This window comes from Burkholderia sp. Se-20378, assembly GCF_017104665.1.
GTDB classification, from domain to species: Bacteria; Pseudomonadota; Gammaproteobacteria; order Burkholderiales; family Burkholderiaceae; genus Burkholderia; species Burkholderia lata.
Map to the genome: position 1 here is coordinate 1 of NZ_JAAGPG010000657.1, position 3,970 is coordinate 3,970.

The 3,970-nt window shown below is 68.6% G+C and carries 1 protein-coding gene and 1 pseudogene; both read left to right on the top strand.

The window, feature by feature from the left end; translation table 11 throughout:
• A partial coding sequence (locus G3N93_RS35550; protein WP_206135070.1) for a primosomal protein N' occupies nucleotides 1-1,670 on the top strand: 1,670 nt, incomplete at its 5' end.
• Between the two features lie 383 nt (nucleotides 1,671-2,053).
• Nucleotides 2,054-3,850: pseudogene (locus G3N93_RS35555) on the top strand (proline dehydrogenase family protein); the annotation flags it as partial.
• Nucleotides 3,851-3,970 lie beyond the last annotated feature (120 nt).

Consider the following 3,970-nt stretch of genomic DNA (forward strand, 5'->3'; position numbering starts at 1 on the left):
TCCTGTTGGCAGCCGGTGGACGAACTGTGCCGCCGGCGCTGACGGACCAGCAGGCCGAGGCGCTCGACGCGATTCGCGCCGCACAGGGCTTCGCGCCGTTCCTGCTGCACGGCGTGACGGGCAGCGGCAAGACCGAGGTCTATCTGCATGCGCTCGCGTCGCTGCTCGACGCGCGGCCGGATGCACAGGCGCTCGTGCTCGTTCCCGAAATCAACCTGACGCCGCAGTTCGAGGCCGCGTTTCGCGCGCGCTTCGCCGGTGCGCTCGCCGACGACGCGATCGTCACGCTGCACAGCGGGCTCGCCGAGGGCGAGCGTGCGCGCAACTGGCTCGCCGCGCATACGGGCCGCGCGCGGATCGTGCTCGGCACGCGCCTCGCGGTGCTCGCGTCGATGCCGACGCTCGCGCTGATCGTCGTCGACGAGGAACACGAGCCCGCATACAAGCAGCAGGAAGGGCTGCGCTATTCGGCACGCGATCTCGCCGTGTGGCGCGCGAAGCAGCTCGACATCACGGTCGTGCTTGGCTCGGCGACACCGTCGCTCGAAAGCTGGTGGCAGGCCGAGCAGGGCCGCTACACGCGGCTCACACTGTCGCGCCGCGCGGTGGCCGACGCGACGCTGCCTACCGTGCGCCTGATCGACCTCGAAGAGGAACGGCGGCGCGGGCGTGCGTCGATGGGCGGGCTGTCGGGGCCGCTCGTCGCGGCGCTGAAGGCGCGGCTCGAGCGCGGCGAACAGAGCCTCGTGTTCCTGAACCGGCGCGGTTACGCGCCGCAGCTTGCGTGCGACGCATGTGGCTGGGTCGCGGGCTGCCCGCGCTGCAGCGCATACGTCGTGCTGCACAAGCCCGAGCATGCACTGCGCTGCCATCACTGCGGCTGGGAATCGCGCATTCCGCGGTCGTGCCCCGAGTGCGGGAACGTCGACATCGCGCCGCTCGGGCGCGGCACGCAACGGATCGAGGAGGCGCTCGCCGAGGCCGTGCCGGGCGCGCGCGTGCTGCGGATCGACGCGGACAGCACACGCCGCAAGGGTAGCGCGCAGGCGCTCTTTTCCGATGTGCACGCGGGTGAGGTCGATATCCTCGTCGGCACGCAGATGATCGCGAAGGGGCATGACTTCCAGCGCGTGTCGCTCGTCGGCGTGCTCAATGCCGACACCGCGCTGTTCTCGCACGACTTCCGCGCGAGCGAACGGCTGTTCGCGCAGCTGATGCAGGTGAGCGGCCGTGCGGGTCGCGCCGGGCTGCCGGGCGAGGTGCTCGTGCAGACGCGTTACCCGCGTCACGCGCTGTACCACGCGCTCGGGCGGCAGGATTACGTCGGCTTCGCGAATTCGACGCTCGGCGAACGCCGCGACGCGCACCTGCCGCCGTTCGTTTACCAGGCGCTATTGCGCGCCGAAGGGCGCACGCTCGACGCGGCGCTCGCGTTCCTGCTGCAAGCCGCGGCCGTGTTGCCGGGGCTGCCGGGCGCCGATCGCGTGACCGTCTACGACGCGGTGCCGATGACGATCGTCAAGGTCGCGAACGTTCATCGCGCGCAGTTGCTGCTCGAAAGCGCGTCGCGGGCGGCGCTGCAGCATGCGCTGCGCGCATGGCAGCCGGAGTTGCGCGCGTTGAAGGGTGTACTGCGGTGGAGCGTCGAGGTCGATCCGCTGGATATCTGAGTATCCGAGCGGCGCGCCATGCGGCTTTTGCGCTGCGCGCCGCTGTATTGAAGCCCGGGCCGGGTACCGCCGAACCGTCTCTTGCCGCTGGGTCGCGCCCGGGCGCCACACCTCCCGTCACACCCAGTGCAACCCGTTTTCGTCCGCCGCCACGCGCGCGGAAGGTTGCGCACGCGTGTCAAACCGGCCCGCTCAGGGAAAACACCGATCCTCCGACCACGGGCAACTCCTAGGTTGCAACCGCATAAGTGGCTGATTATATTGGGTAACTTATGGGTGCAACCGATCTCGTAATTTGGTTGCACCTTTTTATTGCGTGCCGTAGGATTTCGCGCATCCTCTCACACCACATTGCCGGGCTCGCACCGGCGCACGAACCCACCATGGCAAGCACGACTCTCGGCGTCAAAGTCGACGACCTTCTCCGCTCGCGTCTCAAGGACGCCGCCGCGCGTCTCGAGCGCACTCCCCACTGGCTGATCAAGCAGGCGATCTTCGCGTACCTCGAGCGGATCGAGCACGGCCAGTTGCCGCCCGAACTGTCGGGCCACAGCGGCGTGACGGAGCTCGCCGACGGTCAGGCTGCGGACGGCGACGACGACAACTCGCCGCATCCGTTCCTCGAGTTCGCGCAGAACGTGCAGCCGCAATCGGTGCTGCGCGCGGCGATCACGGCTGCGTACCGCCGCCCCGAGCCGGAATGCGTGCCGTTCCTGCTCGGCCAGGCGCGTCTGCCCGCGAACCTGCAGGCGGATGTGCAGGCGCTCGCGACGAAGCTCGTCGAGGCGCTGCGCGAGAAGAGCTCGGGCGGCGGCGTCGAAGGGCTGATCCACGAGTTCTCGCTGTCGAGCCAGGAAGGCGTCGCGCTGATGTGCCTCGCCGAAGCGCTGCTGCGCATTCCCGATCGCGCGACGCGCGATGCGCTGATCCGCGACAAGATCAGCAAGGGCGACTGGCGCTCGCACGTCGGCCACGCGCCGTCGCTGTTCGTGAACGCGGCCACGTGGGGGCTGATGATCACCGGCAAGCTGGTGACGACCAACAGCGAAGCAGGGCTGTCGTCGGCGCTGACGCGCCTGATCGGCCGCGGCGGCGAGCCGCTGATCCGCAAGGGCGTCGACATGGCGATGCGCCTGATGGGCGAGCAGTTCGTCACCGGCGAGACGATTTCCGAAGCGCTCGCGAACAGCCGCAAGTACGAAGCGCGCGGCTTCCGCTACTCGTACGACATGCTCGGCGAAGCGGCGACGACCGAAGAGGACGCGCAGCGCTACTACGCGTCGTACGAACAGGCGATCCACGCGATCGGCAAGGCGGCCGGCGGCCGCGGCATCTACGAAGGCCCGGGCATCTCGATCAAGCTGTCGGCGCTGCACGCACGCTACTCGCGCTCGCAGCAGGACCGCACGATGAGCGAGCTGCTGCCGCGCGTGCGCGCGCTCGCGCTGCTCGCACGCCGCTACGACATCGGCCTGAACATCGATGCTGAAGAAGCCGACCGTCTCGAACTGTCGCTCGACCTGCTCGAGGCGCTGTGCTTCGACCCGGATCTCGCGGGCTGGAACGGCATCGGCTTCGTCGTGCAGGGCTACCAGAAGCGCTGCCCGTTCGTGATCGACTACCTGATCGATCTCGCGCGCCGCAGCCGTCACCGCCTGATGATCCGCCTCGTGAAGGGCGCGTACTGGGATACCGAGATCAAGCGTGCGCAGGTCGACGGCCTCGAAGGCTATCCGGTCTACACGCGCAAGATCTACACGGACGTGTCGTACCTCGCGTGCGCGAAGAAGCTGCTCGCGGCGCCGGATGCCGTCTACCCGCAGTTCGCGACGCACAACGCGCACACGCTGGCCGCGATCTACCAGCTCGCGGGCCAGAACTACTACCCGGGCCAGTACGAATTCCAGTGCCTGCACGGGATGGGCGAGCCGCTGTACGAGGAAGTCACCGGCCGCGACAAGCTGAACCGTCCGTGCCGCGTGTACGCGCCGGTCGGCACGCACGAGACGCTGCTCGCGTACCTGGTGCGCCGCCTGCTCGAGAACGGCGCGAACACGTCGTTCGTGAACCGCATCGCCGATAAGACCGTGGCGGTGAAGGAGCTGGTTGCCGATCCGGTCGACGAAGCGTCGAAGGTCGTGCCGCTCGGCGCGCCGCACGCGAAGATCCCGCTGCCGCGCTAACCCTGGACGCCGCCCTGGCATCCGCAGCGGGCTCTTGTCCACGCGGACCTTCCCGAGCCTCCGCTTTCAACTGCAGATTCAACCCGTCGAAGCAACACCCTCGAGTCTGCCTACGGC